The 26,837-nt window shown below is 69.3% G+C and carries 30 protein-coding genes and 2 tRNA genes; 15 read left to right on the top strand and 17 right to left on the bottom strand.

The annotated features are described in order from the left end of the window. Window positions 1-182: 182 nt before the first annotated feature. Window positions 183-827, bottom strand: coding sequence for an AAA family ATPase (locus E1269_RS06610; RefSeq protein ID WP_131892625.1), 645 nt, complete (start codon window positions 825-827; stop codon window positions 183-185). A gap of 387 nt (window positions 828-1,214) precedes the next feature. Here E1269_RS06610 and E1269_RS06605 point away from each other — a divergent pair, with 387 nt between their 5' ends. The 3 genes from E1269_RS06605 to E1269_RS06595 all read left to right on the top strand — a co-directional run bounded on the left by E1269_RS06605 (window position 1,215) and on the right by E1269_RS06595 (window position 3,439). Further along, on the top strand, window positions 1,215-1,529 hold the full coding sequence (locus tag E1269_RS06605; RefSeq protein WP_131892623.1) for a hypothetical protein: 315 nt from the start codon (window positions 1,215-1,217) through the stop codon (window positions 1,527-1,529). A 426-nt stretch (window positions 1,530-1,955) separates the two neighbouring features. Next, a complete protein-coding gene (locus tag E1269_RS06600; RefSeq protein WP_131892621.1) occupies window positions 1,956-2,723 on the top strand; it encodes a CHRD domain-containing protein in 768 nt (255 codons plus the stop codon). Beyond that, on the top strand, window positions 2,720-3,439 hold the full coding sequence (locus E1269_RS06595) for a class F sortase (RefSeq protein WP_131892619.1): 720 nt from the start codon (window positions 2,720-2,722) through the stop codon (window positions 3,437-3,439). The genes E1269_RS06600 and E1269_RS06595 overlap by 4 nt, the downstream gene beginning before the upstream one ends. Window positions 3,440-3,703: 264 nt before the next feature. On the opposite strand, the gene E1269_RS06590 is transcribed toward E1269_RS06595, so the two are convergent. Next, on the bottom strand, window positions 3,704-3,901 hold the full coding sequence (locus E1269_RS06590) for a hypothetical protein (protein WP_131892617.1): 198 nt from the start codon (window positions 3,899-3,901) through the stop codon (window positions 3,704-3,706). Window positions 3,902-4,261: 360 nt separating this feature from the next. On the opposite strand from E1269_RS06590, the gene E1269_RS06585 reads away from it, so the two are divergent. From E1269_RS06585 to E1269_RS06565, 5 genes are all read left to right on the top strand, one after another. Then, entirely contained in the window at window positions 4,262-4,786 is a 525-nt protein-coding gene (locus E1269_RS06585; RefSeq protein ID WP_131892616.1) for a hypothetical protein, read from the top strand. Next, window positions 4,783-5,079 carry a hypothetical protein gene (locus E1269_RS06580; protein ID WP_131892614.1) on the top strand — a complete coding sequence of 99 codons (297 nt, stop codon included), beginning with the start codon at window positions 4,783-4,785 and terminating at the stop codon, window positions 5,077-5,079. Before E1269_RS06585 ends, E1269_RS06580 begins: the two co-directional genes overlap by 4 nt. A gap of 152 nt (window positions 5,080-5,231) precedes the next feature. Further along, window positions 5,232-5,486: a type II toxin-antitoxin system Phd/YefM family antitoxin gene (locus tag E1269_RS32110; RefSeq protein WP_162606259.1), complete on the top strand. Its 255-nt coding sequence runs from the start codon at window positions 5,232-5,234 to the stop codon at window positions 5,484-5,486. Further along, entirely contained in the window at window positions 5,486-5,863 is a 378-nt protein-coding gene (locus tag E1269_RS06570) for a hypothetical protein (protein ID WP_203433032.1), read from the top strand. The genes E1269_RS32110 and E1269_RS06570 overlap by 1 nt, the downstream gene beginning before the upstream one ends. A 165-nt stretch (window positions 5,864-6,028) precedes the next feature. Beyond that, window positions 6,029-7,603 carry a GmrSD restriction endonuclease domain-containing protein gene (locus tag E1269_RS06565; RefSeq protein ID WP_131892608.1) on the top strand — a complete coding sequence of 525 codons (1,575 nt, stop codon included), beginning with the start codon at window positions 6,029-6,031 and terminating at the stop codon, window positions 7,601-7,603. 418 nt (window positions 7,604-8,021) lie between these two features. Here E1269_RS06565 and E1269_RS06560 read toward each other — a convergent pair whose 3' ends face one another. Both E1269_RS06560 and E1269_RS06555 read right to left on the bottom strand, forming a co-directional pair. Continuing rightward, the gene (locus tag E1269_RS06560) at window positions 8,022-8,450 is read right to left on the bottom strand and encodes an NUDIX hydrolase (RefSeq protein ID WP_203433030.1); all 429 of its coding nucleotides are present in this window, start codon (window positions 8,448-8,450) and stop codon (window positions 8,022-8,024) included. Continuing rightward, on the bottom strand, window positions 8,447-9,211 hold the full coding sequence (locus tag E1269_RS06555) for a GntR family transcriptional regulator (protein ID WP_131892604.1): 765 nt from the start codon (window positions 9,209-9,211) through the stop codon (window positions 8,447-8,449). Before E1269_RS06555 ends, E1269_RS06560 begins: the two co-directional genes overlap by 4 nt. 171 nt (window positions 9,212-9,382) lie before the next feature. Between E1269_RS06555 and E1269_RS06550 the strand changes: the two genes are divergently transcribed. Genes E1269_RS06550 through E1269_RS06535 form a run of 4 tightly spaced genes read left to right on the top strand, consistent with a single transcriptional unit; the run spans window position 9,383 to window position 12,853 of the window. Further along, window positions 9,383-9,718 carry a hypothetical protein gene (locus tag E1269_RS06550; RefSeq protein ID WP_131892602.1) on the top strand — a complete coding sequence of 112 codons (336 nt, stop codon included), beginning with the start codon at window positions 9,383-9,385 and terminating at the stop codon, window positions 9,716-9,718. After that, window positions 9,715-11,277 (top strand): replication initiator, encoded by a 1,563-nt coding sequence (locus E1269_RS06545; protein WP_203433028.1) that lies wholly within the window; start codon window positions 9,715-9,717, stop codon window positions 11,275-11,277. The genes E1269_RS06550 and E1269_RS06545 overlap by 4 nt, the downstream gene beginning before the upstream one ends. Next, complete coding sequence (locus E1269_RS06540) at window positions 11,262-11,594, top strand: helix-turn-helix domain-containing protein (RefSeq protein ID WP_131892598.1); 333 nt, start codon at window positions 11,262-11,264, stop codon at window positions 11,592-11,594. Before E1269_RS06545 ends, E1269_RS06540 begins: the two co-directional genes overlap by 16 nt. After that, the gene (locus E1269_RS06535) at window positions 11,594-12,853 is read left to right on the top strand and encodes a site-specific integrase (protein WP_131892596.1); all 1,260 of its coding nucleotides are present in this window, start codon (window positions 11,594-11,596) and stop codon (window positions 12,851-12,853) included. The genes E1269_RS06540 and E1269_RS06535 overlap by 1 nt, the downstream gene beginning before the upstream one ends. 14 nt (window positions 12,854-12,867) lie before the next feature. Here the strand turns inward: E1269_RS06535 and E1269_RS06530 are convergent. From E1269_RS06530 to E1269_RS06520, 3 genes are all read right to left on the bottom strand, one after another. Continuing rightward, window positions 12,868-12,945 (bottom strand) — tRNA-Asp (locus E1269_RS06530). Between the two features lie 43 nt (window positions 12,946-12,988). Continuing rightward, window positions 12,989-13,061 (bottom strand) — tRNA-Glu (locus E1269_RS06525). Between the two features lie 69 nt (window positions 13,062-13,130). Further along, complete coding sequence (locus E1269_RS06520; RefSeq protein WP_162606258.1) at window positions 13,131-14,603, bottom strand: metallophosphoesterase family protein; 1,473 nt, start codon at window positions 14,601-14,603, stop codon at window positions 13,131-13,133. A 131-nt stretch (window positions 14,604-14,734) separates the two neighbouring features. Here E1269_RS06520 and E1269_RS06515 point away from each other — a divergent pair, with 131 nt between their 5' ends. After that, complete coding sequence (locus tag E1269_RS06515) at window positions 14,735-15,085, top strand: metallopeptidase family protein (protein ID WP_203433026.1); 351 nt, start codon at window positions 14,735-14,737, stop codon at window positions 15,083-15,085. 259 nt (window positions 15,086-15,344) lie between these two features. On the opposite strand, the gene E1269_RS06510 is transcribed toward E1269_RS06515, so the two are convergent. From E1269_RS06510 to E1269_RS06500, 3 genes are all read right to left on the bottom strand, one after another. After that, window positions 15,345-15,971, bottom strand: coding sequence for a hypothetical protein (locus tag E1269_RS06510; protein ID WP_131892590.1), 627 nt, complete (start codon window positions 15,969-15,971; stop codon window positions 15,345-15,347). 61 nt (window positions 15,972-16,032) lie between these two features. Beyond that, entirely contained in the window at window positions 16,033-16,662 is a 630-nt protein-coding gene (locus E1269_RS06505; protein ID WP_131892588.1) for an MBL fold metallo-hydrolase, read from the bottom strand. Between the two features lie 10 nt (window positions 16,663-16,672). Next, window positions 16,673-17,287 carry a cob(I)yrinic acid a,c-diamide adenosyltransferase gene (locus E1269_RS06500; protein WP_131892586.1) on the bottom strand — a complete coding sequence of 205 codons (615 nt, stop codon included), beginning with the start codon at window positions 17,285-17,287 and terminating at the stop codon, window positions 16,673-16,675. 39 nt (window positions 17,288-17,326) lie between these two features. On the opposite strand from E1269_RS06500, the gene E1269_RS06495 reads away from it, so the two are divergent. Continuing rightward, window positions 17,327-18,070, top strand: coding sequence for an ABC transporter permease (locus tag E1269_RS06495; protein ID WP_131892584.1), 744 nt, complete (start codon window positions 17,327-17,329; stop codon window positions 18,068-18,070). Here the strand turns inward: E1269_RS06495 and E1269_RS06490 are convergent. After that, the gene (locus E1269_RS06490; RefSeq protein ID WP_131892582.1) at window positions 18,027-18,290 is read right to left on the bottom strand and encodes a putative antibiotic biosynthesis monooxygenase; all 264 of its coding nucleotides are present in this window, start codon (window positions 18,288-18,290) and stop codon (window positions 18,027-18,029) included. The genes E1269_RS06495 and E1269_RS06490 overlap by 44 nt on opposite strands. A gap of 65 nt (window positions 18,291-18,355) precedes the next feature. On the opposite strand from E1269_RS06490, the gene E1269_RS06485 reads away from it, so the two are divergent. Next, complete coding sequence (locus E1269_RS06485; RefSeq protein WP_131892580.1) at window positions 18,356-18,937, top strand: TetR/AcrR family transcriptional regulator; 582 nt, start codon at window positions 18,356-18,358, stop codon at window positions 18,935-18,937. 384 nt (window positions 18,938-19,321) lie between these two features. Here the strand turns inward: E1269_RS06485 and E1269_RS06480 are convergent, their stop codons facing one another. The 6 genes from E1269_RS06480 to E1269_RS06455 all read right to left on the bottom strand — a co-directional run bounded on the left by E1269_RS06480 (window position 19,322) and on the right by E1269_RS06455 (window position 26,608). Then, entirely contained in the window at window positions 19,322-20,905 is a 1,584-nt protein-coding gene (locus tag E1269_RS06480) for a hypothetical protein (protein ID WP_131892578.1), read from the bottom strand. A gap of 397 nt (window positions 20,906-21,302) precedes the next feature. Further along, a complete protein-coding gene (locus E1269_RS06475) occupies window positions 21,303-22,184 on the bottom strand; it encodes a carbohydrate ABC transporter permease (RefSeq protein WP_131892576.1) in 882 nt (293 codons plus the stop codon). Further along, entirely contained in the window at window positions 22,181-23,113 is a 933-nt protein-coding gene (locus E1269_RS06470; protein ID WP_131892574.1) for a carbohydrate ABC transporter permease, read from the bottom strand. The genes E1269_RS06475 and E1269_RS06470 overlap by 4 nt, the downstream gene beginning before the upstream one ends. Next, window positions 23,110-24,417, bottom strand: a complete 1,308-nt coding sequence (locus E1269_RS06465; protein WP_131892572.1) for an ABC transporter substrate-binding protein — start codon at window positions 24,415-24,417, stop codon at window positions 23,110-23,112. The genes E1269_RS06470 and E1269_RS06465 overlap by 4 nt, the downstream gene beginning before the upstream one ends. Then, complete coding sequence (locus tag E1269_RS06460; RefSeq protein WP_131892570.1) at window positions 24,414-25,778, bottom strand: FAD-dependent oxidoreductase; 1,365 nt, start codon at window positions 25,776-25,778, stop codon at window positions 24,414-24,416. The genes E1269_RS06465 and E1269_RS06460 overlap by 4 nt, the downstream gene beginning before the upstream one ends. Beyond that, on the bottom strand, window positions 25,775-26,608 hold the full coding sequence (locus E1269_RS06455) for an IclR family transcriptional regulator (RefSeq protein WP_131892568.1): 834 nt from the start codon (window positions 26,606-26,608) through the stop codon (window positions 25,775-25,777). The genes E1269_RS06460 and E1269_RS06455 overlap by 4 nt, the downstream gene beginning before the upstream one ends. Between the last annotated feature and the right edge of the window lie 229 nt (window positions 26,609-26,837).

Here is a 26,837-nt window from a genome sequence, read left to right as displayed (position 1 = left end):
AGGTCGCCAGACGTCTAGCCTGTCGCAGATCACCTGACGGAGATCGGTCGCACATCAGGCACCGGATCACACGCGGGCCGCGCCAATGTCTCCGTCGGGTGATCCGCGACAGTCGTCCGCCAGGTGATGCGCGACACGCCGACGAGCTCGGGCGGCTGTGCCAAGATCGGGTGTTGCAGCCTTTACCGGCTGGGTCGTTTGTCCACCGCGGGTGTCCAGCGAGATGGTGGTGGCTCGGTGCCGTTGTCGGCCTCGTCCGCTTGGTGAAGGCAGACCAGGTCGTCGCGGTAGCGGTGGTCCGCATCCTGGAGTTCGTCGTTGACCTGGGCGCCGTTCTCCCACCACTGGACTAGGCCCCGTCCCTTTTCCTGTCCTGCCCGGGTGTGCACACAATGCGCATAGTCGGGCACCTGGACCAACGCCTGCCCTAGCGTGACCTTGGTGGCGACCCAGTCGGCGTGCTCGGAGGCCGTGCGGTCCTTGGATGCGGTCGCCAGCAGTCGGACCGCGTGGCAGGCCATCATCCAGTCACCCCCGGGAGTCGCGTTGAAGTTGCGGTGGAGCACCTCGATCAGGACCGGAGCAAGCGGCAACCCCATGCCGATATCCTCGACCGCGATCAGCCGCAACCGCCGCCACAGGTGCTGCGCCACGTCAGGCGAGGTCGTGTACATCTCGTAAGCGGCCAGGACAGCGTTGTCGACCCGACTCCTACGGATCTCCTTCTGCAGAACCGACACGAGGCTGTCAACCGGGATGCCGTGTGGCGACACTATCTGCGAGTAAGGGTCGTCACTGAAGTGACCAGGACCGTAGCGACGAGGCATGGAGTAAATCCTTCCGGTTGACGTTCAGACACGTCCGGCGTCCGGAAGGGGTCCACTGCGTTTGCAAACGCTAGCACGAACAGACGAACGCGCGTAACTCGCGTTGCCGGACGCGACGAGGTGGCCGCGTCACCGTCTCGCACCAACCGAGCCACGCACGCATGGTGCCGCGATCAGAGCGGCCACATGTCTAGGCCGTCGCACATCAGGTGGCAGACATGTGTCGCGCCTCAGGTGTCGGATCACACGCGGGCCGCGCCAACTGCTCGCCTTCGGCCTGGCCATTAGGTCGGCCGCCCCGACCGGTCCCTATACCGCACGTTCCTCGACGGGCCGGCCGAGGTCGCCGAGCGCTTCGGCGCCTGAGTCGCCGAGCTGGTCGATCACGTGACCAAGCCACCGTCGTCGCCGTCGGCATCCGACGAGGACCGCGCCGCGGCTCGGGAGCGCCACCCCAGCGGGCTGCGCCACCTGCCGCCCGACGCGCTGCTGCTGAAGCTCGCCGACCGCTACAGCAACGTCCAGCGCCTGCACACCCACCCGCGGCTGGCGAAACAGCGCTCGTACTTCCTGGAGACCAGCGAGTACATCGTTTCGCTGTCGGTGGCGGACCCCCGCCTCGCCGCCCTCTTCGCCGACTGGGAACGCATTTACCAGCACGCCGCCGAGAACGGGGCACAAGTTGCAACTGACGACGCCTAGTTGACTCCACTTCGCACCACGAACGGCACCACGTGACCTGCGCTTCCGCGTCGTAGTACTGGTTGCGGCGAGCGCCTTCGGGGCCGTCATGACCGCCCGTTACTTCGAGCTCCCGGCTGTGGGGCCGCTGCCGGCGATGTACGAGCCGGTGTGTGGTTCCTCGAGATGGGTATAGGTGCGGCAGCCGAGGCGGTGGCCGCTCTGGGCAGCCCTGGTGCTGTTCCTCGTGCCGTCATGGACCACGCATGGCACGCGGGCGACCTCCGACCACAGGTGACGCCACCTCGTTCGGGATCACGCAGACCCGGCGGACTCACGGCGCGCAGAAGAACACGTGACCACAACAATCCGCGGAGCGGTCGCTCCGAATCCATCTGAAACCCGGGTGTCCATGCAGTGGCCACCCCAGCACCAAAGGAGTGTCTCATGCGCAAGTCCCTTACCCTCGCCTCGTTGGCCGTCGCCAGCTTGGCAGTGGCGCCGATGCTCGGCGTAGGTGCAGCCTTCGCCGCGGAGGGCGACACGACGGCCAATCTGGAGCCGGTGGCCCTCAACGGCGTCGACGCCAGTGGCACCGCCATGGTGCAGGTCAACGGCACCACCGTCGACGTCACCATGGCCGCCAGCGGTCTGCTGCCCGACAACCCGCACGCGGCGCACATCCACTTCGGTGCCGATGCGCGCCACGAGTGCCCCGCCGCAAGTGACGACGCCAACGGGGACGGCACCATCAACACCACCGACGGTGAGCCCGCCTATGGGCCGATCGTGGTCTCGCTCACCAAGACCGGTGACACCAGCCCGGACAGCGCCCTGGCCGTGGACCGCTTCGACACCGCCCCCGGCGGCGAGCTGTCCTACGAGCGCGGCAGCATTGAGGTCTCCGAAGAGGTCGCCACCGCCGTCACCAACGATGAAGCCGTGATCGTCGTCCACGGCGTGGACTACAACGGAAGCGGCACGTACGACGGCGAAACGATGAGCGAACTCGACCCCGCGCTGCCCACCGAGGCGACCGACCCGGCGATCTGTGGCGTCCTCTCCGCGGCTCCCGCCGGTGGCGCCGACACGGGCAACGGTGGCGCCGCGACGGCTACTGACTTTGGCCTACTCGCCCTGGGCGGCGGTGTCACTCTCATGGCAGCTGGCATCGGCGTCGCCACGGCACGTCGAGCTCGCGTCAGCGCCCGATGAGGTCAGGGCCTGACCGCAGTGACCGTCGCGGTGTTCTCCTCGCCGCGGCGGCCACCGCCCTGCTCGCGACATTGGGCGCCATCCTTCTCGTCATAGGCCTAGGCATCACGTCCAGTGATGCCCCGATCACCACCGACGAAAGCGCCGCGGCGGGCGTCACCCCGCCGACGCCATCGTCGTCACCAGCCAACCCGGCCGACAACAAGGGCACGAACCATCCCACCACCGGCAACCAGAACAGCCGCGCAAACGCCCCGCGCCCACAGTTCCTACCGGGTTCGCCACCCGTCTCGCTGGACATTCCGGCCATCGCCGTCCGAAGTACCACCATCGTCGGCCTCGGCCTCCAGGACGACGGCAGCATCGAGGTGCCCCGCGACGCAAACCAACCTGGCTGGTACACCCCTGGCCCCTCACCTGGGCAGCTCGGCCCCGCGATCATCGCCGGCCACGTCGACAGCGACACCGGACCAGCGATCTTCTATCGACTCGGTGAACTCCGTCGGGGCGATCGCGTGCATGTCACCCGGGCAGACGGCACCGCGGCCACCTTCGTCATCGACCGGGTCACGACCTACGACAAGGACGAGTTCCCAACTCGCAGCGTTTACGGTGCGACCAACCGTGCCGAGCTTCGACTCATCACCTGCGGCGGTGACTACGACGAGGAGACCGGCTACGACAGCAACCTCGTCGCCTTCGCCCACCTCGTCTGACGTGGACGTCACCGACACCGATTCGGCCCGATGAGCAGCGTCGTGTGTTTCTCATCGCCCACGAACACAAGGACTGGACGCTCAGAGGCCTGCAAGTGGCATAGATGTTCTCGAACCCGGTCCGCCAAGTTGGGACATCCCGCATCCTTCAGCGCCTGGACCAGGCTCTTCGCTCCCGACCGACCGTCCCAATAGCGTTCCTGCCTCTGTGTGACTGCGCGGACGGTCTGAGGGGCGTACTCGTCGACCATCATCAGGAAACTGTCAGCGCTGTGCACCTCTACGGCAGGCGGTCCTGATCGAGCCGAGCTTGAGCGACTCGGCGATCCGGTCTCGCAGCCTGGTGATCTTCCCACCGTCGAGGTCGGGCCTATCGCGTCGCAGGTTGTAGATGACCTCGGCCATGATGTCCTCGGTCCAGCACAGCATGTAGATGCCAGCCTTCGACTCCTGCTGGATCATGATCAGCCAGTCGCGGATCGTCCTGGAGTAGAGGACGTTGGCGTCCGCGAGCGCGCGGGGTATTGCTGGCGGTCCTGACGGGACTTGAACCCGCGACCTCCGCCTTGACAGTGCAGGGCCGAAGCGTCATCCGTTGTCGTCCCTTGGTGATGCTGGTCAGACGGCGCAGGTCAGACGCCGTCGGCTGACGATCGCTGACAGCCGCCGATGGCCGCTCTGCTGACTATTCGCTGACTCGTTGCTGCCGTCGGAGAGGAGACCGAACGCTGCCATTACGTTCACGGCTACGCGCCCCCGCACGGGTGCGGAAACACCCGTGCGGGGACTTGATCCCAACCTGACTCAACCAGGGAGAGACCCGTGGTCACGCTACCCGAACCTGACAAGAGAGAGATCATCACCCGTGCGCCGTTCCTCACCGAGGGGATAGGCGAGATGGTCGCCCATCTGCTGCACGGTGATGCCCGCATCGATGTGCTGATCAAGCCGTTCGAGACTGACATGTATGCGTCGTTCGATCTGGTGCCGAAGGAGGCTCGCCGGCTCGCTGCTGAGCTGGTGCGGATCGCTGATGTGGCGCAGCAGGCGATGTGGACACCGAAGCTGCTCGCGCATGTCCGTGAGCGGTACCTGCCCGGCGCGACCGACGCCGAGATCGTCGAGCGGCTGAACCGCCTGGCCGAGCGCGACGGCGGCTTTGAGCTGATGAAGCCGGGCATGCTGCATCCGGAGGACGGCTACACGCTGAGGAGCCAGGCTCACGGCGAGGTCGTCGACCGCGTGGCCGGCGTGGTGTCGGAGGCCGGGGTGACGCTGGGCGAGCTGGAGTCCGTCGTTGCTGATCTGCGGAAGATCCAGCGCGCCGAGATCGAGGATGCGTCGTGACCGCCAATGGCTACGGGAAGGACTGCTCGGTGAAGTGGTGTGACGAGGCTGGCGTCCACACCGTGCACCGGCACTACGTGGAGTCGATTCGGGCCGACTCCGGACGTTGGGTGCTCGGCGTCAACGTCGTCCGCCCGCACAGCTCGACGACCGGAGTCGAGCTGACGACCGTGCCGCGTCATGGTCGGAGCACCGTGGTCCGCCTCGGGAGCCATGAGGCCGATCTGTTGCACGAGGCGATCCGCGAGGCCGTAGAGCGCATCCAGCGAGGAGCTGGCCGCGACACCGCCTGACGATGTGCCGCTTGGTCCCCGCCGCATCCGCCAATGGTGCGACGGGGACCAGCCTTTGGCTGCGACGACGCGCGACGCCTTCCGAGCGTGCGTCGTCTCGACTGAAAGTGAGGACTGCTGTGTCTGCTGAGCTTCTGCCGTACGCTGGGACTATGTCCGAGATGCCGGTGCAGGACGCGAAGGATCACCTCAGCGAGGTGATCAGCCGAGCCACGTCCACCGGGGAGGTCATCTACCTGACCGACCACGGGGAGCGCCTGGCCGCCATCATGCCGGCGGAACGAGCTGCCGTCCTCGATGGGCTGCTTGCCGTTGAGGAGTTCGAGGCCGAGCACGGACCGATCCCCGCCGACGAGGCACGCAAGGCGCACGACGTGCTGGTCCGCGAAGGCATCATCGCTGACTGATGGGCATCACTTACGACACCGGCGCGTTGGTCGCGGCGGAAGCTAATCGAGTCGACATCTGGGCCTTGCATCGTGACGCGCTGCGCCACGAGATCCGCCCCGTCGTCCCCGCTGCAGTTCTGGCGCAGGCTTGGCGTGGCGGCCCACAGCATCAGCTCTCGCGTCTGCTGCGTGGCTGCAAGATCGAGCCGATGACCGAGCAGCTCGCCCGCGAGGCCGGCGCCGCATGCGCAGCCGCGAGAACCAGCGACGTGGCCGACGCCTCCGTCGTCATCTCCGCCCTGTCACGCGGTGACCTGGTCGTCACCAGCGACCCCGGCGACCTGGCAAATCTCGCGGACGCCCTTAACAAGCCGCTCAGCCTGCACGCGGTGTAAGACCGCGCGGCCTCCGTTAGCCGACCGGAGGCGTAGGGAGCCCGTGCGGCGATGGCCACCGGCTGAGCCTGGTCTGGTTCTGTCCGAGGTACGCGTCACACTGTTGGGGCTCTATCGTCCTGGGCTGCGCGCCGTAGGACGACTACTAATCGCCTGGGGGGCAGAATGAGCGAGCCGCTACCGCTGCGTAAAGCGATCGACAGAATTCACGAGGGAGTCATACGAATTCCTGGGTTCCAGAGAAAATTCGTCTGGGAGCCAGAGAGGGCCGCCCTTCTAATGGACAGCATCTATAAGGGATACCCTTTCGGGTCTGTGCTTCTATGGCGGACGAGAAATAAGCTTGAAGGTGAGAAGCAGCTGGGTGGATTTGTACTGTCGGACCCGCAGAAGGATTATCCTACCGACTATGTCCTGGATGGCCAGCAGCGACTGACGTCCATATTTGCTACCTTCCAGACGCAGTTGAGTCCCCTGGCCGAGGATCCCGAGGTTTGGCTTCCAATCTATTACGATTTTGAGGCGGTTGCAGATGCTCAGGAGTCGCATTTTGTGGCTCTCGCGCAGGGCGACGCAGGTGCCGAGAGATACTTCCCGCTCAGAGCGTTCTTCGATCCAGTTGGCTTCGCTCAGGCAGTTTCGAGTCTGACGGATGAGCGAAAAGTTGAGATCGTAACCGTTCAGGAGAAGTTCAAGGAAGCGTTGATCCCTGCGGAGACCTTCGAGAATGAAGATCGTGCAAGCGTTGCGATTGTCTTCGAACGCGTCAACAGGATGGGTGTCGACCTAGACATATTCGAGCTGCTTACCGCTTGGACGTGGAGCAACGAGTTTGATCTCCAGGACAAGTTTATGGAGTTGTCCGAGGAATTCACTTCCTTCGGATTCGACGAGGTTGGAAGCGACAACGACCTTATGCTGCGCTGTTGCGCCGCTATTCTCAAAGGGGATCCGTCGCCAGCGGCACTCATCGACATCAATGGCGCGGAGGTGAGGGCCGAGTTCGACCGAGTTGCGCAGGCATTGAGGCTCGCGATCGACTTCCTTCGCTCCAATCTTCACATCCGCCATGTTCGCTCGCTGCCATACACTGCGCAACTAATTCCGCTGGCCGCCTTCTTCTCGCACTCCCAGTCTCGACCGATAACCGACGACCAACGCAGTACCCTACTGCGTTGGTTCTGGCGGAGTTCCTTCGGGCACCGATACAGTGGGAACCCGGGACGCAATATCAAGACCGACGTTGATGAAGCACTCAAGTTGCGACAGGGAGCTGATAGCGCCTTAGATGCAATCACGGCGAACGTCGATGACAGCTTTTTCTCTCGAAATACTTTCAATGCTCGTACTGTCGCAACCAAGACTTTCATCCTAATGCTTGCAGGCAATCACCCATTGACTTTTCTCTCAGGTCAGAACGTGTCGCTCGAAGAAGTTCTCTCGGAACCCAACCGGAAGGAGTTCCACCACTGCGCACCGAAGGCATGGGTTGCGAAAGGAAATGCCGCGGGCGCGGACCGCGTAGGTGCGTTGGCCAACTTTGCAATCATCTCGCGCACCGAAAACCGGACCATTAAGGACCTGGCGCCATCGGAATATCGGAAGTCGATGCCGGTTGACATCACGCGGATCAGTCAGGCTGCGTTCATTCCCGGTAGCCTTTGGGCTGACGAGTTCGATACGTTCATTGCCGAGCGTGCGAAATTGCTGGCCGCTTCTGCCTTGGGGCTCATAGGTTGAGGGACTCCCCCTATTTCGAGGCGTCGTCCTCATAGCTGCCGGTCGTTGGCTGGAGCGGAGGGGGTCATGGGTGGCGCTTGCGCCATCGCGTAGCGACGTCAAGATGGTTCGCCCCTATCGACGCAACAGGAGCTTGGCAGCGGTCTCGGCGAACGATCTTGACGCACTTGACGCCCGGAGTGGAGGTCAAAGAATGGCTGCGATGAGGGGGACGGCGCTCGGTGAGGGTGTCCGGGTGGCCTGAGTTGGTGTCGGTCAGTGCGTGTGCACGCCAGGTCCGCGCCTGGAACGGCCGCCAGGCCGCACGCCCGGCGCGTGGCCGGGCGTGCTGCGGCGCGCTTGCGCGCCGCCTTGACGATCAGAGAGGTCTACTCGGCAACACGGCCACGGTGACTGGGCGGCGGAGGTTGACCGGGCCTCAGAGAAGGTCGCTTCCGTCGTGTACGCGCACGAACGGACCGTCATCACGCAGAGCGTCCATGACTCGGATGGCGCGGGCCTCGGGCATGAGGCGCTGGGCGTCGTCGATAGAGAACCACTCGACTTGGCGGGCCTCCGGGGTGGTGGTGTGCTGCTGCCCCGCGACCACGTGGCAGCGGAAGGCCAGCGAGACGACGTGCAGTCTCATGTTCTTGTAGACGCCGACGAGGACTTCCGGCTTCACGTACAGGCCGGTCTCTTCGTAGACCTCCCGCACGACGCCTTCCTCCGGGGTCTCGTCGAGTTCCAGGACTCCTCCTGGCGGCACCCAGCGGTCGTCGTCGCTGCGGCGGATCGCCAGGACCCGCCGGTCGTGGCCGAAGACCACGCCTGTGACGCTCACAGAGTGGCGCGGAAGTTCGGTCACGTAAGACCAGCTCCTTCGGCGTTCCACTCGTAGGACAGCCGCCATTGCTGCGCGGGGAAGACGTTGACGACGGTCTCTACCGGTTGCTCGCCGGCGAACACGACTCGGGCGACTTCGAGCACCTGTTGCGCGTCGGTGAGGCCCAAGAATCCGGCCTCATTGGGATGTGCGCGCCGAGACTCGATCTCCTCGACGAACCGGGTCACGACGTAGCCGCGTTCAGCCAGTCGCTTGTATAGCCCGGTCGGGCCAACGTCTGGGACGGCGATGTCCTCGCTCCCAGCGACGGTGAGTGGGATGTAGGAGATGGCAAGCTGGACCGGGCGTTCGGATGCGAACATGTGCCGCTCTCGAACGACGACCGGGCCGCCTTCGTCGAGTCCGAGTCGTTCCGCTACGCCTACCGGTGCCGGATCGGTGCGGAGACTGACCAGTTCGGTCCGAGGATCAAGCCCGGCCTTCCGCATCTCGTCGGCGAAGCTGCTGCCGTTCCCGCCCGGCCGAGGCACTCGCCGCGTGCGCTTCACGGTCGGCACGAGTTGAACGAACGCTCCCCGCCCGTGCTCGACCCGGACAAGGCCCTCGGCCCTCAAGAGTGCGATAGCCCGGTTGATGGAGGTCTGGTTCAACCCGTACTTCCGCGCCAGCTCAGGCTGGCTCGGCAGCATCTCGCCGGGCTGGTACTCGCCTCGCTTGATCGCGTTGCGAAGCTCCTCCGCGACCTGGCGGTACCGCGCCCGTGGAGTTTCGACCACGCTCATCACGGCTCCGACCTCGGGTTATGACTGTGAAGAGACGTTACCCCATCCGCGTCACCTTGACGCAAGTCGGTGCCGCGAGTCGCGCTTCTCGCAAGTTATGACATATGTGTTAAGCTCCGTTGGTAGAGGTCGGCGAATGCCGCCCACCGTCATCAATCCCCGGAGGTTCCGATGACAGTCCAGACGTTGCAGGCGACCGTCCCGGCGCTTCGCCCGTTGCGGTTCAACTTCGCGCAGGTGTGCATCTGGTGCGAGACGCGGTGGTGTGAGTTGCCGCGCTGTATCGCGATGCATGAGCGGTCGCTGTGGGCGGTGTGCGATCAGTGCGACGGGTTCGGCTCACTGGGTGACGACGGCATGACGGCATGCATGTGCACGCACGGTCTGATCGAGGCGACCCCGGCCAGCGCTGCGAAGGCCGACGGCCGGGCGCTGCCGGTGCGGCCGCCGTACCTGGATGAGCCCCGATTCGTCGTGAACGCTCGCCCGTCCGTGGGGCGGTCGTGACTGCTCCGGTGCTCACTGACGAGCTGGTCCGCCGTGCCGCGATCAGCTACGGGGTGTGTGTGCGGCCGGTGTTGTCGCGGGTGACGGACACGGTCACGGGTGAGTCGCGGACGGTGCCGATCCCGTGTGGTGCGACCCGTGCTGCGGTGTGCCCGTCGTGTGCGGAGCGGGCGCGCCGGTTGCGGATGCAGCAGTGCCGGGAGGGCTGGCACCTGGCCGCCGAGCCTCCGGTCCTGGAGCCCTCGCCCGACGATGCGCCCGAGGGCGACGACGGCGACCAGGGCGACGATGACGACGGCATCGACGACGCTCGCCGGGTGCGGTCGACCCGTCGCCGTGAGGACGTGCCGGACCTGCCCCGGCTGCCGATCTCGGCCCACACCGTCGGCCGTGTCTTCGAGTCCCCGGACGGGAAGACGTACCGGCCGTCGATGTTCCTGACGCTGACGATGCCGTCCTACGGCCGCGTCACGTCCGAGGGTGTCCCGGCCGACCCGGCGAGCTATGACTACCGGCGGGCCGGGCTGGACGCGATGCACTTCCCGAAGCTGGTCGACCGGTTCTGGCAGAACCTTCGCCGCGCGACCGGCTTCAACGTGCAGTACTTCGCCGCCGTCGAGCCGCAACGCCGCCTCGCCCCGCACCTGCATGCCGCCGTGCGTGGCGCGATCCCGCGTGCGCTGCTGCGTCAGGTCGTCGCCGCGACGTATCACCAGGTGTGGTGGCCGTCCTGCGAGTTCCCCGTCTACTCCGGGAATCGGCTGCCGGTGTGGGATGAGAAGCAGGGCGGCTACGTCGACGCTGGCGGCTGGTTGCTGCCGACCTGGGATGAGGCCCTGGACGACCTCGACTCCGACACCGACGCGGAACCGGTGCACGTGCTGCGCTTCGGCCGCCAGGTCGACATGCAAGGCATCCTCGCCGGAACCCCGCAGGCCGACCGCGCCGTCGGCTACCTGACCAAGTACCTGACGAAGTCGATCAGCGACCCGATGGGCGACGACGACTACCAGCCCTCGCCCGCCCGCCGCGCCCACGTCGACCGCCTGGCGGCTGAGGTTCGGTGGCTGCCGTGCTCGCCGACGTGCGCGAACTGGCTGCGCTACGGCACTCAGCCGAAGAACGCCCGCCCCGGCCTCGAGCCCGGCCGCTGCACGTCCAAGGCCCACGATCGGGACCATCTCGGCCTGGGTGGCCGCCGCGTCCTCGTCTCCCGCCGCTGGACCGGCAAGACGCTGACCGAGCACCGCGCGGACCGGGCCGCCGTCGTCCGCGCCGCTCTCGCTGAGGCCGGTGTCGAGATGGACGAGCACGACCAGTACTCCACGACCGCCACCGGCCCGGACGGTCGCCCCCGCTACGTGTGGGAGCCGGTCCGCTTCGACCGCGACGCCGACCGGCCCTCCTACGCCCGGATCATCGGGCACGCCATCGACCGTCGGCGGCGCTGGCGTGAGCAGTACGAGCAGGCGAAACAGGCCACCCGGCCGCCGCCTGGCGATGTTTCGGCAACCGCCCCAGCCTCCCCGGAAGGAAACCCGCCATGCCCGCCAACGTGATCAACCTCCACGACCGCCGCTCCCGCTCGACCGGCCCGGACAGTCCCGCTCGCCCCGTCGAGCAGGACACCAGCCCAACCGACGTTGAGATCCCCGCCGGGCGGCTCGTCTACACCGTCGCCGAAGTGTCTGCGCTGCTGTCGATCTCGCTCGGCGGCACCTACGCCCTCGTCCGCTCCGGAGGCATCCCCGCGCGCAAGCTCGGCGGACGCTGGGTCATCCCCATCCGCGCGTTCGAGGACTGGCTCAACGACTGCACCCAGCTCCCCGACCCCGCCGGTCGTGGGCCGCTGCCCGGACAGGACGGGCTGTTCTGATGGGCCACATCGTCAAGACCACCGCCGGGAGCTGGCGGGCGAACTGGCGCGACCCGTCCGGCCGCCAGCGCGCCAAGACCTTCCCGACCAAGCGCGACGCCTCCCGGTTCCTCGCCGAGGTCGAGACCACCATGTCGCGCGGCCTCTACATCGACCCGCGTGCCGGGCATGTCAAGCTCGCCGACTACGCGAGCACGTGGACCGCTGGCCGAGTGAGCGCCACGACGACGACCGTCCGCACTGACTCGGTGCTCCGGACTCACGTGCTGCCACGCTGGGGCGACGTGCCGCTGGGCAAAATCGATCATTCGTCGGTCCAGCGCTGGGTCACGGAGCTGCACGGGACCCGATCGCCCGCGACGGTGCGCAAGTGCTTCCACGTGCTCGCGGGGATCATGCGGCTGGCCGTGCGTGACCGGTTGCTGGCCTTCAACCCGTGTGAGGGCGTCCAGCTCCCGGCGATCCGTCGCTCGGACACTGACGAGCGCACAATCGGCCGCGAGGCGTTCGTGAGCCAGCTCCTGCCCGCCATTCCCGACCGTCACCGTGCCCTGGTGGCGCTGGCCGGTGGAACCGGGCTGCGGTGGGGTGAGTGCGCCGGCCTCCGCTGGGACGCCGTCGACCTGGACGCCGACGAGGTCCACGTCGTGCGCGTTGCCGTCGAGGTCGCCGGGACGGTCACGACGAAGCCGTTCCCGAAATCGCGCGCCGGCCGCCGCGTCGTACCGCTCCCGCCGTTCGTCATCGCAGCGCTGCGGGAGCATCGCCGCGTCTACGGTGAGGGCAGCGTCGGAGAGGTGTTCACGAACCAGGCCGGGGGACCGGTGCGGCGCACCCTGTTCCGTAATCGGGTGTGGCGTCCAGCGCTCGTCCGGGCCGGACTGCTCGGGAAGGTCGTCGAGGAAGGCGAACGCCTGTACCGGGGCACTTGGCATGACGACACAGGTCGTGAGCGCTCGCACACCTTCACGACCGAGGCCGCCGCCGTGATGGAGGTCTCTCGCCGGGCCTCTGGTGGGTTGCGGTTCCACGACCTGCGCCACTCGTACGCGACGTGGCTGGTCTCCGACGGCGTGCCCGTCAACGACGTTCAGCGGATCATGGGGCACGAGCAGGCGACGACGACGCTCAACCTCTACACGCACGACTCGGGCGCGGCCGGAAGCAGGGTTCGCGGGCTGTTCGCTGACTTTCCGCTGACTCAGGGCGATATCGACGACCACGGAGAAGCAGAAGAGCCCTCCGAAGAGGGCTCCTGAGCTGCGATGATAGCTGGCGGTCCTGACGGGACTTGAACCCGCGACCTCCGCCTTGACAGGGCGGCGAGCACTCCTGGCTGCTCCACAGGACCTTGCATGTGTTGCCGTGGCGTTCCTGCCGGAGCAGGCGCACCGCATCCCCAACGGGATTCGAACCCGCGTTGCCGCCTTGAAAGGGCGGAGTCCTAGGCCGCTAGACGATGGGGACCAGACCACTGGACGACATGGCCCATGGCTCGTCGCCGTCGGGGACGTTGAAAGCATAGGGTGGGCGCGCTCAGTTCTCCAAATCGGGAGCTGGCGACGGGTCCTCGGGTCCTTGGGCGGCGCCTTCGTCCTCGTCGGCCTGGTGGCGGTCGATCTCGGCGCTGGTCTGGCCGAGCCCGCCGAGCGTCAGGTCGTCCCAGGCCACGAGGCGCTTCGTCTCGGGATTGAAGTACAGCACCGAGAGGTTGACAGACGTGGGTTCCTCGTCGCGGAGTCCGCGCAGACCGGCCCCGCCGGTGGAGCCCTGGACCATCACGCGAGTGCCCTCGTCCAGCGTGTACGTGTCGCGCTTGTGCGCGTGCCCGGACAGCACCAGCGGGGCGATGCCGTCGAACAGCTCGGCGTGGCTGGGGTCGTGGAAGACGATGACGTCCGGCGGCGGGTCGAGTTCGGCGGCGTCGTCGGCGAAGTCCTCGGTGCCGGTGCGGATGGTGTCGTCCGGGATGCCGCGCACGGACTTGTCCGGGGTGAACCGCGGGTCCGGCGCTCCGGCGAACCGCAGCCCGGCCACCTCGACCGCCTCGCCTGCCTCGCCGTCGAGCACGACGGCGCCCGGCTGGGCGGCGACGGCGGCGGCCGTCGCGACGGAGTCGTGGTTGCCCTTGACGAAGACGTAGGGCCGGCCGAGCTCGCCGATGGGGCGCACGTACGCGCTCTCGACCGGCGTGCCCTGGTCGACGATGTCGCCGGTGTCCACGATGACGTCGACGTCGTACTGCTCGGCCACCGCGTCGATGATGTCCCAGGCCGCCGGGTTGAGGTGCAGGTCGGAGACGTGCAGCACGCGGATGGTGTCGTCGGTCGGCTGGAACGTCTCGAGGTTGAGCGTGGTGTCGTAGACGGCGGCGACGTTGGTGACGAAGCCGGCCAGTTGGTCCGCGTAGGCGTCGAAGTTGGTGGCGATGTCCTCGGCGTTGCCGATGAGCTGCGGCGCGGCGGCCAGTGGTCCGGTGTAGGCGGGCTCACGGACCGACTCGGGGTCGTAGGTCAGCGCGGCCAGCCCGTAGGTGCCGACGACGGCGACGGCGGCCACCGCGGCGCCCAGCAACGCACGCCGGACCGAGCGCAGCACCAGCCCGGCGGCGAGCGCGGCACCGATGACGGCGGCCAGCGCGGCGCGGATCGCGGCATCGACGAGGACGTCCTGGATGCCGTTGGTGATCTCTTCGTCCAGGCTGCTGAGCGTGTTCGGGTCCTGCACGATGCCGTTCAGCCCGTCGAGGTCCACCTCCCGGACGGAGATGTCCAGCGTCACCGGCCCCTGGTGGGTGTCGAGGACGACGGCGCCGACCGGGTCGAGGCGGATGATCGACTCGCCGCCGATGGTTGGCTTGAACGCGACGTCGATGGCCAGCGGGCCCGCGTAGGCCTGTGTGGTCCCTGCGACCGACAGCGCGATCCACGCCCCGACCAGTGCCAACACGACCGGAGACAGCACGGACAGGGTGCGGCGGAGCCACGACGGCCAGGTGGCGGGACGCACGCCGTCCCGCCACCTGAATCGTCGCGGCGCCTCGGGCGCAGCGGTCTGCGTTGTCGCCTCCACACCCTGTTGGTAACACATTCGGCACCCCGCATCCCCATCCGCCACCACGCCCACGTGACACTGGTCCCGTGCTGGAGCTGACCGAGGCGGAGTTCGAAGAGTTGGTGTCGGAGGCGATCGACGAGATCCCGCCCGAGCTGGCGGCCATGATGGACAACGTCGTCATCCTGGTCGAGGACGAGGCGCCGGACGACAGCCCGGAGCTTCTCGGCCTCTACGAGGGGACGCCGCTGACCGAACGCGGCGAGTGGTACACCGGCGTGCTGCCGGACACCATCCGGCTGTTCCGGCTGCCCATCCTGCGGCTGTGCGAGTCACCCGAGGACGCGGTCGAAGAGGTGCTGGTGACGGTGGTGCACGAGGTGGCGCACCACTTCGGGATCGACGACGACCGCCTGCACGAGTTGGGCTGGTCGTAGGCCCGCCGCGACGACGGCGGGAAGAATGTTCGGGCGTCGGGCCGGGAACGCCTCTCGGCGCAACGGCCGCTCGTAGCGGCTACAAGTGGGACCCGGGGTTACCACGGCCCGCCGCCCAGCGAGAGCCCCGAGGGACCGTCGCCAGTACCAGAAACTACCTGATCTCCCCGCTTGTTCCCACCCGGCCCCCGTGATCATCAACCGTTGGCGACGTCATGACGTCGCCAACGGTTGATGATCATGGGGGTCTGGGGAGCGATCAGTGCAGCTCGTTGCGGCGCCACAGTGCCGCGGCGTGCTCCAGTTCCTCCGCCATGCGCAGGTTGCCGCGGGCCAGCCGGGTCTGCCGCTGACCCTCATCCTCGGCGACGTGGTCGGCAGTGTGCGCGCGCCCAGCTGCCACCACGCGGCAGAACGCACCCGCACGCTCCAGCGCTACCGCGAAGTCACCCGTGAACGCGCTGGTCAGGACGGCATCGCCGAGCGCGGCCACCTCGGCCGGGCCGGGCGGGTGTGCCACTCCGGCCACCGCCGTGGAGACCTCGGCGACGCGCTCCCCGGCAGCGAAGACCCGAGCGGCCTCGGCGCCGTTGCGGTGGACCCAGCTGCGCAGCAGATACAGCGACCACAGCGTGCCGGGCAAGGTGCCCGGCCCGGAGGCGCGCCACAGCTCGGCCATCTCATCCAGCCCGATGCGGTCGGCGAGGTCGAGCAGCCGGCGCGTCGTGCCGGGCCGCGAGTCGTCGTCGCGCGCGGCCTGGATGACGGCCGCCGCGGTGGCGTGTGCGACGGCGGTGCGGTCGGCCGGGTCCGGGTCGCCAGGCAGGTCGGGCAGCTCCGCGCGGAGCTGCGGGCGTCGGTGGGGCGTGGGTCTGCCGTCGTTCACGTCCCTATTGTCTCTCGTCCGCCGACCAGGGCCACCAAAGGACCGCCATCCGCCGTCGCCGTCAGAGCTCGATCGTGTCGCCAGGTGCGACGACGCGCAGCTCGGACTCGTCCGGTGCGAGCCGGTCGAACAGGCCGTAGTGCGTGGCCGGGTTGGCCAGGACCGCCTCGTGGATGGGGACGGCGACGTGCGGGGTGACCGCCCGCATGTAGTCGACGGCCTCGCCCGCCTTGAGCCAGGGCGCGCCGGTGGGCAGGCCGAGGATCTCGACGTCCACGTCGGGGATGGTGAAGGAGTCGCCCGGATGGAAGAACCGCCCGCCGACCAGATAGCCGACGTTCGGGATCACCGGCACGTCAGGGTGGATGACCGCGTGGTGGCCGCCGTGCACCTCCACCGTCGTGCCGACGTCGAGGCGGTCGCCGGGCTGCACGACCGCGGCCGCGATGCCGGCCTCGGCGAGCACCGCGGCCGTTCCCGCGTCGGCGTACAGTGCCGCCTCGGGGTTGCGGTCCAGCAGCCTCCGGAGCCGGTCGATGTCGGCGTGGTCGGCGTGCTGGTGGGTGACGAGGACCGCGGTCAGCCCGGTGAGCTGCTCGAACCCGTGCGAGTACGCGCCGGGGTCGAGGAGGACGCGGGAGCCGCCGTCCTCGACGAGGACGCAGGAGTGCTCGTACTTCGTCAGCCTCATGCGACCGAGGTTATCGCTCGGCCCGACCGCCACCGGGCCGCCAGAGGACATCGCCGGCGTTCCGGTTGGCGTACCGGGCCAGCACGAAGAGCAGGTCGGACAGCCGGTTGAGGTAGGTCGCGGTGAGTGGGTTGACGCCGTCGTCGTCGCCGGACCCGTACGTCTCCAACGCGTGCCACGCCGAGCGCTCGGCCCGCCGCGCCGTCGTCGTCGCCACGTGCAGGTGAGCGGCGGTGACGGTGCCGCCGGGCAGGATGAATGACGTCAGGTTCGCCAGCTCGGCGTTGTAGTGGTCGCAGTCGGCCTCCAGCTCGGCGATCCACTGCGGCTGGACCCGCAGCGGCGGGTGCTTGTACTCGGGCTTGAGCGGCAGGCAGAGGTCGGCGCCGACGTCGAACAGGTCGTTCTGGACCCGCTCCAGCACCCCGAGCACGTCGGGACCGAGGTCGCCGCCGCCGATGCCGGCCCGCTCGGCCGCGACGGCCACGCCGATGACGGCGTTCGCCTCGTTGGCATCGGCATAGGCGATCAGGCGCGGGTCTGTCTTGCGGGTTCGGCTGAAGTCGCCCAGCCCGGTGGTGCCGTCGTCGCCGGTGCGCGTGTAGATCCTCGTCAACCTGACCACGGCCTCCACATTACGGCGCGCGGCGTGGGATTCTCGGGCATGTCGTCCACTCTGCTGTCGGTGGGCCCGGCGCTCGCGGTCGCGATGGTCGTGTTGATGGCCGTCGCGGTCGCGGTCAGCGCCGCCGGGCGGCTGGGGCACGAGCGGGCCGTGGTGACGGCGGCCGTGCGGGCGGTCGGTCAGCTGGCCGCGGTCGCCCTGGTGCTCACGGCAGTCGTCGAGCTGGAGCCGCTCACCGTCGCGTTCCTGGCCGTGATGCTGACGACGGCCAGCGTGACGGCCGGGCGCCGGATGACCCGGCACCGCTCGTGGCGGTGGGCGGTGCTGCCGATCGCGGCCGGCACGGCACCGGTCGTCGTCGGGCTCCTGGCCACCGGCGTGCTGCCGACCGACCCGCTGGCGGTGATCCCGGTGTCCGGCATCCTGGTCGGCGGCGCGATGACGGCGACGGCGCTGGCCGGCCGCCGCGCCCTGGATGAGCTGGCGGCCCGGCGCGGCGAGGTGGAGGCCGCACTGTCGGTCGGGCTGCTGCCTCGCGACGCCGCCTTGGAGATCGCCCGGCCGCAGGCCACCACCGCCCTCATCCCGGTGCTCGACCAGACCAGGACGGTCGGGCTGGTCACGCTGCCCGGCGCGTTCGTCGGCATGCTGATCGGCGGGGCCAGCCCGGTGCAGGCCGGCGCGGTGCAGCTCTTCGTGCTGGTCGCGCTGCTGGCGGTCGAGGCCGCGGCCGTCGCCGTCACCGTCGAGCTGGTCGCGCGCGGCGTGATCGTGCGGCCGTGATCGTCGCGTTCAGCTGGGTCAGCGCGGGGATGACGAGGTAGACGGCCACCGGGACCACGAGGAGCGTCAGCATCAGCGTGCTCAACGCGATCGGCAGGTCGCGGGTGACCGGGCGCAGTAGCAGCTGTCCCGCGGTGACCAGCGGGTAGATGGACAGCCAGATGATCAGAGCACGACGGTGGGCGGACGGCGGGGCGGGGCGAGAGGTTTCCAACTGCATGGTTGGAGTTTGCCTCGTGCCGACCGAAAAAGCAACTAGACAGTTGGAGTTGCTACCGTGGACCCATGGCCTGGGACACCGAGGCGACCCGACGCCGCCTGCTCGACGCCGCCGTCGAAGAGTTCGCCGAGCACGGTCCGGCCGGCGCCCGCGTCGACCGGATCGCCCGCTCGGCCGGCGTCAACAAGGAGCGCATCTACCAGTACTTCGGCGACAAAGAAGGGCTCTTCCGCGCGGTCCTCGAACAGGAGCTGCAGCGGTTGGCGGCGGCCGTGCCGCTCACCCAAGACCAGGCCACCGACCTCGGCGAGTACGCCGGCCGGCTGTTCGACCACCACACCGACCACCCGCACTTCATCCGGCTGCTGCACTGGGAAGGGCTGGCCACGGGCGGCGAGGCGGTCGCGGCCGCCAAGCGCACCGCACTGCAGCACGAGAAGGTCGCGGCCATCGCCGACGCCCAGAAGCGCGGCCTGGTGACGCGCGCGGTCTCCGCGGGACAGTTGCTCTACGGCGTCATGGCCCTGGTCGACTGGTGGTTCGTCGCACCACACGTCGTCCGCATGACCGTGGGCGCCGACGGCGTCGAACGCACCGCGCAACGAGCCGCCGTCGTCGAGCTCGCCCGCCGCATGACCGCACCCTGACCCGTCGCCCCCATGGCCGGCGCTCGTGCTGAACGGTGCCGGACGCACCGTCCAGGTCCGCATGCGGCCGCTGAGCGCGCCGCGCACAGCTCGACGGGTGGCGAGTCCGACAAGCCGGCGAAGTCCACGACCATCGCCTACCGAAACGTTGTCACCCAGATCTGACTCCTCGATCGATTCCTGGCTGGTCACCCGTCGACTGTGCGCTCGGGCGGCTGGCGCGGGCCCCCAAGCACCAGCTCGCCGACCCGGCACTCGCCGCCCGGTTGGTGAAGCTCGACTTCGCCACGCTCCTCGGTACGTCGCGCTGCTCGGCGACCACGGCCCGACGCCGCCCGCGCCGGCGATCCGGCCGCGGCCGCCCTACCTGCACGTCTTCACCCGTCAGCCGAACGTGTAGGCGATCCTCCCGGCCCGGCCGATCGGCACCCGCAACACGTGCAGCCGACGCGATGCGTCGAGGAAGTACGTGCGCGTGGTGGGCGCGACGGTGGCGGCGGCCGGGCCGCCCCAGTCGATGGACAGCGTGACGCCACCGCGGGTGATCGTCATGCCGGTCGCGGTGGCCGCGGCGGCCTCCCCGTACACCGCCGCGCCGCCGGTCGACCAGCGGACGTCGTCGTGGGGCCGCAGCACCAGCGGCACCTGCTCGAGGCCGTCCATCGTCGTCGTGGCCTCCCGAACCAGACCCGCGTCAGTGAAGAGCACGGCGCCGGTGACGTTGCCACCGGCCGTGGTCCAGCGCAGGCCGAGGTCGCGGCGGACCGTTCGCACCTCGTCGGCCGGCACCGCCGTCCCCGTCCCGGCCGGACCGTCGAAGTACGACGGCGTCAGGTTCGAGGCCGCGTCGGTGCCGCCGTTCGGCAGCACCGTCGCCCAGCACTCGGTGTTCGAGCTCTGGCCGCCGTGGACGAACGTGCCGGCCGCCGGGTGCCACAGCAACCCGAGACCGGCCCGCACCACCTGGTTGGGCCGGGTGCCGAAGAACGCCTGCAGGTAGTACGACGGGCGGCGGACGAACAGGTAGTGCTGGTCCTGCGGGTCGGCCCGCAGCTCGGTGAAGCGCTCGTGCCGGACAGCCGGCAGCCCGGCCAGCGCGGCAGCCCGCTGCGACCGCGTCGGATACCCCTCGCCGTAGGGGATGTTCGCGGGGATGCGCGGGTTGGTGTCGCCCGGTGCGAGCGGCGCGATCGGCTCGGACGCCGCCGCCCAGGCCGCCCGCTGCGCCGCGCGGTCCTCGCGAGCGGGATAGAACACCCGCAGCCCCGGCACCGAGCGGCAGAACACCGAGCCCAGGTCGCGCTGCTGCCGGTCCGGTGTCACCGCGTCGAGGAAGTACATCGGCGTGCGGGCGGCACCGGAGGCGAACGAGACCAGCCCGGCACCGTCGGGCTCCGGCACCACGGTGTAGCCGAACCAGTCCGCGAGCCGGCGCACCAGCGGCAGCAGCACCGGGCTGCCCAGCTCGGTGTGAATCTCGTGGATCTCGGTGAGCGTGACGTTGAGGTTGTACGCGATGTCCATGCCGCGCGGCTCGTACAGGAACCCGGCGGGGCTCTGGGCGTACTCGGCGAAGTAGCCGATGCGGTCGTCGAGCAGCCGGCGCAGACTCTCGTCGGGATCGAGCGCCAACGCCTTCGCCGACCCGGCCAGCCCGGCGGCCGGCTGGTTCGCGAACTCGACCATGCTGTCCTGCCAGATGTCCGCGTTGCCCGGGTCGAGGAACCACGCCATCGCCAGCCGCAGCGCCCCGGTGACCTCCGCCCGCCGTTGCGGCAGCGCCTCCGCGGCGCGCAGGCGCTCCAGCGTCTTGCTCAGGTAGCCCAGCGCGAACGCCGTCGCCGCCCGGGACCGCTCGCCGACGCTGTACTCCGGCCAGGAGCCGTCGTCGTGCTGCAGACGCAGGTAGTAGCCGATCGCCGCGTCCAGCCGGGCGAGCAGCGCCGGGTCGCCGCGTACGGGTTCCACGGCCGGTCGGTGGCGTAGAACCAGGCGAGGGTCGCGACGTGCTCCATGATCCGCGCGTTGAACGGCTCGCTGGGGGTGCGCCACCAGCCACCAGCCAGGTAGCCGCGCAGGTCGGTGTCGGAGTCGTCGACGTCGTTCGCCATCGCGGCCAGCGTCACCAGGTACGGGGCATAGCGCTGCTCCGCTGGCGCGAAGTCCGCCCGCCGCGGTGCGCCGGCCGGTAACGGCGCGAGCGGTGCCAGCGGACCGCTGCCCGGGTCACGGCTCGGCGCCGGCTCGTCGGCCCGCGCGGTGGCCGGTCCGGCGACGCCGAGGGTCACCCCGGCGAGGCCGCTGACGATCACGGTCCGCCGCGACGGGCGAACGCCTTTTACGGTCATGGATGCCTCCGGTGGTGTCAGCCCTTGATGCCGCTGGCGAAGCCCTTGATGACGTACTTCTGGAGCAGGAAGTAGACGACCAGGATCGGCAGGATCGCGATGCCCATGCCGGCGAAGATGATCTGCCACTGGCTGGCGAACTCGCCTCGGAAGGCGAAGATCGCCACCGGCAGCGTCTGTTGCGGGCTGCCGCCCACGTACAGCAGCGGGGTCAGGAAGTCGTTCCAGATGTTGATGGCCGAGAGGATGACGACGGTGCCCGTGACCGGCCGCAGGAGGGGAAACACGACCCGGCCGAACGCGGAGAGCGGGCCGGCGCCGTCGACCCTCGCGGCCTCCTCGTACTCCTTGGGCAGAGCACGCAGGAACCCGGCATAGAGGAACACGGCGAGCGGCAGCTGGTGCCCGACCTCGAAGATGATGAGCGACGTGTAGGTCTGCAGCAGGTTGAGGTCGCGCATCACCTGGTACAGCGGCACCATGCCGAGCTGGAGCGGGATCATGAGGCCGAGCAGGAACAGCAGGTACAGCCCGTAGCTCAGCCGCGAGCCCCGCCTGGCCAGCACGTACGCCGCCAGGGAGCCGACAGCCACCAGCATGAGCACCGAGAACCCGGCCACCACGACCGAGTTGACCATCGCGGTGCCGAGGTCGCCGCGCTCCCACGCGTCGGCGAAGTTCGCCAGCGCCGGGTCGGTCGGGAACGCCAACGGCGAACGCGCCAGGTCGGCCGGCGTCTTCAGCGCGACCGAGAGGAACACGTAGAACGGGAAAAGGAAGACCGCCGCGACCACCAGCATGCCCAGCTCGGCACCGATGCGCGGCAGCGTCCAGCGCCGGCCGCCGTGGCGCACGCGCGGTGGCGCCGTCGTCGTACCGCCCACCTCGACCGCGCTCATTGCCGCACCTCGTATCGGCGCAGGCCGCGCAGCTGGAGCAGCGCGAACGCGAAGACGATCATCGTGAGCACCAGGGCGATCGCCGTGGAGTAGCCGTACCGGCCGGACACGAACGCCTCTTTGTACATGACCACCGACAGCGTCTCGGTGGCGTAGCCGGGCCCGCCGTTCGTCATGACGTACACCTGGTCGAAGAGCTTCAGGCTGCCGATCAGTGTGAGCGACAGCGCGATGGTGGTCGCCGGCGCGAGCAGTGGCAGCGTCACGTTGCGCAGGCGCTGCCAGCGCCCGGCGCCGTCGATGGCGGCCGCCTCGTGCAGCTCCGGTGGCACGCCCTGCAGACCCGCCAGGTAGATGACCATGGTGAGCCCGGCGTTCTGCCAGATGATGACGGCGATGACGCTGGCCAGCGCGACCGACGCGTCACCGAGCCAGTTCTGTGTCAGCCCGCCCAACCCGACCGAGCCGAGCGCGTCGTTGAGCGGGCCGGCCGGGGTGAGGATGTACTGCCAGAGAAAGCCGATGATGACCGGCGGCAGCAGCGCCGGCGCGAAGAACATGGTGCGCAGCACGTTGCGACTGGCCAGCGAGGAGTGCAGGGCAAGCGCGAGCGCCAGGCCGATCAGCGTCTGCACCACGGTCGTGCTCACCGCGATGATGAGAGTGTTCCGCAGGGCCGACCGGGCCGCGGGTGCGGAGAACAGCTCGGTGAAGTTGTCCAGCCCGACGAACCCGGGCGTCCCGCGCCGGCCGGCCCAGTCGGTGAACGCGTACCCCGCACCGGTCAGCGTCGGCACCAGGACGACGAAGGCATAGAACACCAGCGCCGGCACCACCAGCAGGTACGGGACGTTCGACCGGCGCCGCACCCGCCGGTGGCCCGGGCCCGGCCCGCCGGCCACGGCGGGCCGGCGGAGGGTCACCGTCACGACTGGCCCCGGGCGTACTCCGCGTCCATCTGGGTCAGCAGGTCGGCGGTCTCGATGGCTCCGTCGAGCCACTCCTGCCCGGACTGCAGCATCGTCTGCTGGACGTCGCCGTTGGGCCACAGGTAGTTCGCGTAGCCGACGCTGCGGCCCTCGGCCAGCAGCGGCTCGATCGGGTCGAGCGTGGCGCTGTCGAGGCTCACGCCGACGTCCAGGCCGGGCAGCACGCCCATCTCGTTCGCGTACGCCTCGACGTTCTCCGGCTGGGCGAGGAACTCCAGGAACGCCAGGGCGGCGTCGGGGTCCTCCGCGGCGCCGTTCACGGCCAGGAAGTCCGGCGCGACCGGCACGTGCGTGGACGCGGCGTCGTCGCTCGCCGGCAGCGCGAACACGTCGAACGCCTCGGCGCCCTGGTCGCTGTAGCCGTGCAGCTGCGGCAGGCCGGCCGAGACCAGCAGCACCATGGCGGACTCGCCGGTCGCGACCGACTGCAGGCCTTGGTCCGGCGGGAGGCCGAGCATGCCCTCGGAAAGGAAGCCGGCGTCGCGCAGCTCGGCGATGCGGGCGAACACCTCGCCCCACGCCGCGTTGGTGGCCAGCGTCGTCTCGCCGGCGGCGAGCTGCTCGTCGATGTCCGGGTTCTCGGGGTAGACCAGCGTCGCGGCCAGCGCGTACACCCAGAACTGGAAGTAGATGCCGCCCTGGAACGGCGCCGCGATCGGCGTGACACCGGCGTCGGCGAGCGCCTGGCAGGCCGCGACCAGCTCGGACCAGGTTGTCGGCACCTCCAGGCCGGCGTCGGCGAAGACCTGCTTGTTGTAGGCCATCACGATGGCGTTGCGGCTCACCGGGAACGCGAGCACCTGCCCGTCGACCTCGGCTAGCGCGCGGGTGTCGTCGGACAGGTCTGCCGTCCACGCCGCGTCGGTCAGGTCGGCCAGCTCCCCTTCACGGCCCAGCACGCCGGCGGCCACCGGGCTGGAGTTGCCCGGCGACACCCGGATGAGGTCCGCCGCCGTCCCCGACGTGAGCTGGACGCGCAGCTGCTGGTTCAGCTCGTCGGTGTTGGCCGAGGAGATGTCGACGGTGGTGCCGGTCTCCTCCTGGTAGGCCTCGACGAGCGGGGCCAATCCGGCGTTCTGCTCGGTGTTGACGTAGGCGGTGACCGTGCCGCCGTCGTCGCTGCCGTCCTCGGTGGAGCTGTCGTCGGTGTTGACGAACCCGCAGGCGGTGAGGGCCGTCGTGAGGGTCGCCGCCAGCGTGGCGGTCGCGGTCCGCCGGACGCGGGACCGGGCGTCGATGGTCATGCTGACTCCTTCGTCGGCGAGGGATCGGAGGGCCCGGCGGTCGCCGCGGTGCGGCCCTGACCGGCCTGGGCGGGACGGTTGTCCGGCAACGGCGGGATGACCACGTCGCCGGGGAGGATCGCGCCGTGCGCCCGCAGGTCGGCGCGGATCACGTCGAGCGGCAGGTCCATGACGTCCGTCCCGGTGGCGACGGCGCGGGCCGCGAGCACCCCGGCGGACTGGCCCATGGCCATCGAGGACGCCTGGACGCGGTACGCCGACGACGCATCCTGGTCACCGCTGATGGCCCGGCCGGCCACGACCATCCGGGTGGACCCGCGTGGGATCATGGCCGAACGCGGGATCGTCGGCACCGTCCCGTAGGGCAGCGGGCGGATGTCGATGCCGTCGCCGTCGGGCCGGTGCACGTCGATCGGGTAGAAGCTGTTGCTCAGCGCGTCCGGCCAGACACGTCCGGACACGTAGTCGCCGACGGTGATGGTGGCGTAGCCGTCGATGGTCCAGCTCTCGCGGATGCCGGTCTCGACCGCCCACGACTCGATGCGGACGTCCTCCAGGCCGGGCTGCCGGCGCAGGAACCGCAAGATGCGCAGCAGCGTGCGGCGCCCGGCCAGCTCGGCGGCGGTCTTGTCGCGGCTGGTACCGCCCTGCACACCGGTGACGTGGATGGCGTTCTCGCCGCGGACCCGCAGGAACTTCCCGACCGTGTTGTGCGCGAGGTCGGCCGGCATCAGGTCCCCGCGCTGGACGGCGTCGTCGTGCGCGGCCTGTACCGCGTCGACGTCGATGGCGGCGAGGTCGTACCCGCCCAACCGCACCATGATGGTGCCGGGTTGACGACGGGGCGGGGTGCGGCGCGGCAGCCCGGCCAGCGCGACGATGTCTGCGTCGCCCGTGCAGTCGACGACGGCGCCGGCGCGGACGCGGTGCAGGCCGTCCTTCGTCGCCAGCGCGAGCCGCCAGCCGTCGGCGTCGTGTTCCGCCTCGGCGACGATCGCGTGCAGCAGCAGCTCTGCCCCGGCGCTGACCACGGTGTCGTCCAGCACGGCCGCCAGCACGGCCGGTGAGACCCGCACCTGGAGCCGGTGGTGCGGCAGGTCCCAGCGGGTGAAGTCGGGCAGGCTGAGACCGGCCTCGCGCACCGACCGCGACACCGTCTCCCAGCCGATGCCGGCGATGACCTGATGGCCCCAGGCGTGGAACAGCCCTGGCAGCGAGACTCCGGCAACCGTCGTCGTGCCACCGAGTGCGCCGTTCTTCTCGACCAGCAGCGTGCGCGCGCCCAGCCGGGCAGCCTGCACCGCGGCCGGTCCGCCGGCGGTGCCGCCGCCGACGACGACGACGTCGTAGTCCATGGTCATGCGCTCACCACACCCGGGTCCGCGCCGAGCAGCAGCGACAGCTCCGCGGCGGCGTCGACGACCTCGTCACGCAACGTCGCGGCGTGCGCCTCCGTGTGCCGCACCGCCGGGTAGCCCGCGCACACCGCCGCGACGACGCGGCCGGTGTGGTCACGTACCGGCGCGGCGACGCCGCAGACACCCGGCGCCTCCTCCTCGATGTTGGTGGCGTAGCCGCTGCGCGCGATGTCGTCCATGCTGTCCATGAGCTCGCCCTCGTCACGGGGATGCTCGTCGCGCCACGGCGCGGAGCGCAGCATGGTCAGCCGTTCGGGCCGCGGCATCCCGGCGAACAGCACCTTGCCCGCCGCGGTCCGGTACAGCGGTGTGGCCGACGCGTCGACGAACCGCGCCGACGTGGGGTCGATCGTGAGAAGCTGCGGGCTGACCAGCACCGCGATGTCCACCCGCCGCGAGCCGTGCAGCACCGCCAGATGCACCGTCTCCTCGGTGCGCTCCCACAGCGACCGCAGCACCGGCGCGGCCGTCGCGGACAGGTCCGTCTGCATCACGAACCGGCGGTTGAGCTCGAAGAACCGCGAGCCCAGCAGATACTGGCGGCTGCCGGCATGCTGCGCGACCAACCCGTGCGTGACCAGCGACGCCAACAGCGTCCGCGCCGTCGAGGCCGGCAGCCCCACCCGCTCGGCCAGGTCACGCAACGCGACCCCGTGCGAGCCCGCGTCCGCGACCACGTCGAGCAGAGCCATGGTCCGGTCGAGCGCTTGGATCGCCGTGCGCGGCTCCGGGCGCGGCGCGTCGGCCAGGCGGGGACCGTCGTTCTCAGACATGGATCGCGTCCGTTCCGCTCGTCGCCTTCGCGAGGCTGATCAGCTGACTCTTCGCACCTGTTCGGCATTGTCGAATGACGTTCGACATTGCGGCGAGCGTAGAGTCGGCCGCGGAAGCCTGTCAACGCCGAAACTGTCCGGATCCGGCCACCCGACTACCGCACACTGCCCCTGACCAGCCCTCGCTCCGCCGCTGCTCCACGCATTGGCCACGAGCGCCGATACACAC

It is taken from the genome of Jiangella asiatica, from assembly GCF_004349065.1.
Classification (GTDB): Bacteria; Actinomycetota; Actinomycetes; order Jiangellales; family Jiangellaceae; genus Jiangella; species Jiangella asiatica.
Note: the sequence above shows the minus strand (reverse complement) of the source record. Positions and strands in the feature narration are given on the sequence as shown.